Origin of the sequence: Streptomyces sp. UNOC14_S4 (genome assembly GCF_020740835.1) — a bacterium.
Taxonomy (GTDB): Bacteria; Actinomycetota; Actinomycetes; order Streptomycetales; family Streptomycetaceae; genus Streptomyces.
In genome coordinates this window covers 1-2,847 of the sequence record NZ_JAINFC010000724.1, presented here as the reverse complement: position 1 = coordinate 2,847, position 2,847 = coordinate 1, and the positions used below count along the sequence as shown (strand labels likewise).

3 protein-coding genes and 1 tRNA gene are annotated in these 2,847 nt (G+C 67.9%); 2 read left to right on the top strand and 2 right to left on the bottom strand.

The genetic code is table 11. The features are described from left to right. Positions 1-401 (bottom strand): DUF3662 domain-containing protein (locus K6I34_RS34930; RefSeq protein ID WP_229332053.1); only part of this gene is annotated, 401 nt, incomplete at its 3' end. A gap of 637 nt (positions 402-1,038) precedes the next feature. Here K6I34_RS34930 and K6I34_RS34925 point away from each other — a divergent pair. Continuing rightward, a tRNA-Leu gene (locus K6I34_RS34925) sits at positions 1,039-1,122 on the top strand. Positions 1,123-1,425: 303 nt separating this feature from the next. After that, on the top strand, positions 1,426-2,211 hold the full coding sequence (locus tag K6I34_RS34920; RefSeq protein ID WP_229332052.1) for a hypothetical protein: 786 nt from the start codon (positions 1,426-1,428) through the stop codon (positions 2,209-2,211). Here the strand turns inward: K6I34_RS34920 and K6I34_RS34915 are convergent. Beyond that, a complete protein-coding gene (locus K6I34_RS34915) occupies positions 2,191-2,523 on the bottom strand; it encodes a helix-turn-helix domain-containing protein (RefSeq protein WP_229332051.1) in 333 nt (110 codons plus the stop codon). The genes K6I34_RS34920 and K6I34_RS34915 overlap by 21 nt on opposite strands. Positions 2,524-2,847: the final 324 nt, after the last annotated feature.

Genomic DNA, 2,847 nt, shown 5'->3' with positions numbered 1-2,847 from the left:
TGGCGGGGCTGCGGTTCCTGCGACTCACTGGACGCGAGGGTGCGGCTGCGCACCCGGTACAGCCCGGTGTCGAGGTCGTCCGCCTTCTCCAGGTGGACCTTGATGGTCCCCATGAAGGTGTAGCGCTGCTGCTTGGCGTAGTCGCGGACCATGCCGGAGAGCTCGTCCCCGAGCTGGCCGGAGTACGGGCTGAGGCGCTCGTAGTCGGGGGCGCTCAGCTCCACGATGAAGTCGTTGGGGACGACGGTGCGGTCGCGGTTCCAGATGGTGGCGTTGTTGTCGCACTCCCGCTGCAGCGCGCCCGCGATCTCCACCGGCTGCACCTCGGACTTGAACACCTTGGCGAAGGTGCCGTTCACGAGACCCTCGAGTCGCTGCTCGAAGCGCTTCAGTACTCCCACGGGGCACCTCCTTCCCTCAGTGACGTTCCTGATGCTCGAAGTCGTTCCTGATACTGCTTACTGATCGTATCCACGCGTCGGGAAAACGGCTGGTTCCCCTTCGGGGGCAGGAGTGACGAGTGTCGCTGTCCGTCCCTGTCCCGCGCCGCCTTCACTAGGGATCGTAGAGGCGGTTGAGAGCCAGTGTCCCGCAACCGGTGGGGTGCCTGGCCGACAACCGGTGGGGCGGCGGGCGGAGCGGTCGGTGGAGTGGCCGACGGAGTGCTCTGAGTAGCGGCCTGCCGGCGGAGGCTCTCGCCGGCTTTCGTCGGATCTCGTCGGCTCTCGCTCCGGGGGAGGGCGTCCGCTCCGGTTCCCGGCCGGAGCTTCGACCGGGAACCGGTCAGTGCGTCGGTCGGGGGTCTGGGGTCGGTCAGTGTGTCGGTCGAGCTCCGCGCAGTGCTTCGGTAGGGCCTTGCACAGTGCTTCGGTAGGCGCTTTGGTCCGTGCTCGGGTGCCGTCCGCGCAGGTCCGGGGACAAGGGGCGTGAAGGCACCCGGTGAAGCGTGCTAATGTTCTCGATGTCGGAAGGCGAACGCGACAGACACCGGAAGGAAACGACCGGGGGAGTCGCGGGAAGACTGAAGACAACACCCATGCGCGGGTGGCGGAATAGGCAGACGCGCTGGATTCAGGTTCCAGTGCCCGAAAGGGCGTGGGGGTTCAACTCCCCCCTCGCGCACACCGTTGAAACGGGCCTCTTCGAAGTGATGAAAGTCACTCGGAGGGGCCCGTTTTGCTGTGCTCCTTCTGTGCTTCCCCTGCGCTCCTTCTGCGCTCCCTCTGTGCTCTCCCGGAGCGCGGCGACCGTCGCTTGGTCGACTTCCGGCCGGGCGGTGGCGAAAACTGCAGCGTGTTGCGTCGAGTCTTGGCCGGAATAGCTGCACACGGTAGCGGCCTGAGTGGGAACATCATTCTGTAGTCACGCTGGGGCTCTGTGTGAAGAACGACGAGCCCGGGGTCGGGGGAGACCTCTGCAACCGGAATGGGGGACGCCGTGGCCTGGGACCAGTCGTCCGTGCTGTCGGAGTGGGTGTTGCCCGCGGGTGTCTGCGCACCTGTGACCTGGGTGTGCCTGGTCTGGCGCTTCCGTGGGGAGGGGCGTCTGCTCGGCACCGTCCGGTCGGCCGCCGGGGCGCTGGCCGTGGTGATCTGGACGGCGGCCATGGCCGCGCTGGGCAGCGGGCTGCTGCTGCCGCAGGCGACGAACGTGCCCCCGGCGGCGGTGGGCGTGGTGGCCGGGCTGGGGCTGATGCCCAAGCGCAGGGCGGGCGAGTCCGGTGAGCACCCCCTGCTGGCCATCATGACCCTGGGGGACTCCCTCCTGCTCCACAGCCTGGCCACGCGGCTGCGGACGGACCGTGCCCTGTGGTGCGAGCGGATGGCGCTGGGGTTCCCCGGCTGCTGGGAGCTCGACACCTTCGCCGACCAGGTCAAGGCACACCTCCTCGCGCGGCTGGAGGCGCCGGGACGTGCGGGCAGGGTCCGCAACGGCGGGCTGAAGAAGGAGATCGACGACCGGCACCGCGACGTGCGGGTGGCGGCACAGAAGTGGATCACTCTGGAGCGGAACGTCGAGAAACTCTGCGAGCGGCACGCGCGGGAGCGCACGCCGGACGAGGTCCGGCAGCTGAGGAGGGCGCTCGGTGAGGCCGAGCACCTCTGCGTATACCTGCTCGACCTGGTCCACACGCACGGTAAACGCAGTGACGACAAGGTCATCCAGGCGCTGCGGAGCGAGCTGGCCGCTTCAGCCGTGGGAGGGAGCTAAGGGGCGCGCCTCCATGGTCTCCATGGATTCTCTGAGTTCGGGTGCGGGCTGCCGGTCCTCGAAGAACGAGATCTCCATGCGTACGTCGAGGGCTTCGGCGACGGCCACCAGCGAACGGAGCGTCAGGTTCTCGTCACCGGAGAGTATTTGGCTGACCCGTCCCGGGGAGACTCCCATGCGCTCCGCCAAGTCCTTGCGGGACATGCCCCGTTCGGCGACCAGACCCGCCAGTGACGCCGTGGCGTGGCGCGCCACCCGGGCACCCGCTAAATCCGCCGAGCAGCTGCGTTCCTTGCCATGGCGCCAGGTCATGGCTACCCCCCAAGCTCGTGGTGCGCGCGCGGCAGGCCGGGGACGGCCGCCGGACGGCTTCGAAGAAGTCTCCTCTTAAGAGAATGCCATCTTTAGGCTTAGCTAAAAGCCCTCATTCGGCTAAAGATTGGGCCGAGGGGGTGAGGAAGCGCCTGCCCGGTCACGTATGACCAGGCAGTACGTGGCGAACGGTCGAATCCGGCCACATTCCGTCAAGCGGCTCCGGGCCGGTTGTCAGTGGGGGCCGTTAGGTTGTGGGGAGTCGGGCGCCTGCGGGCGTGAAGGGGGAGGGGGCGCGCATGTCGCGACTGCCGTACGTTCCGG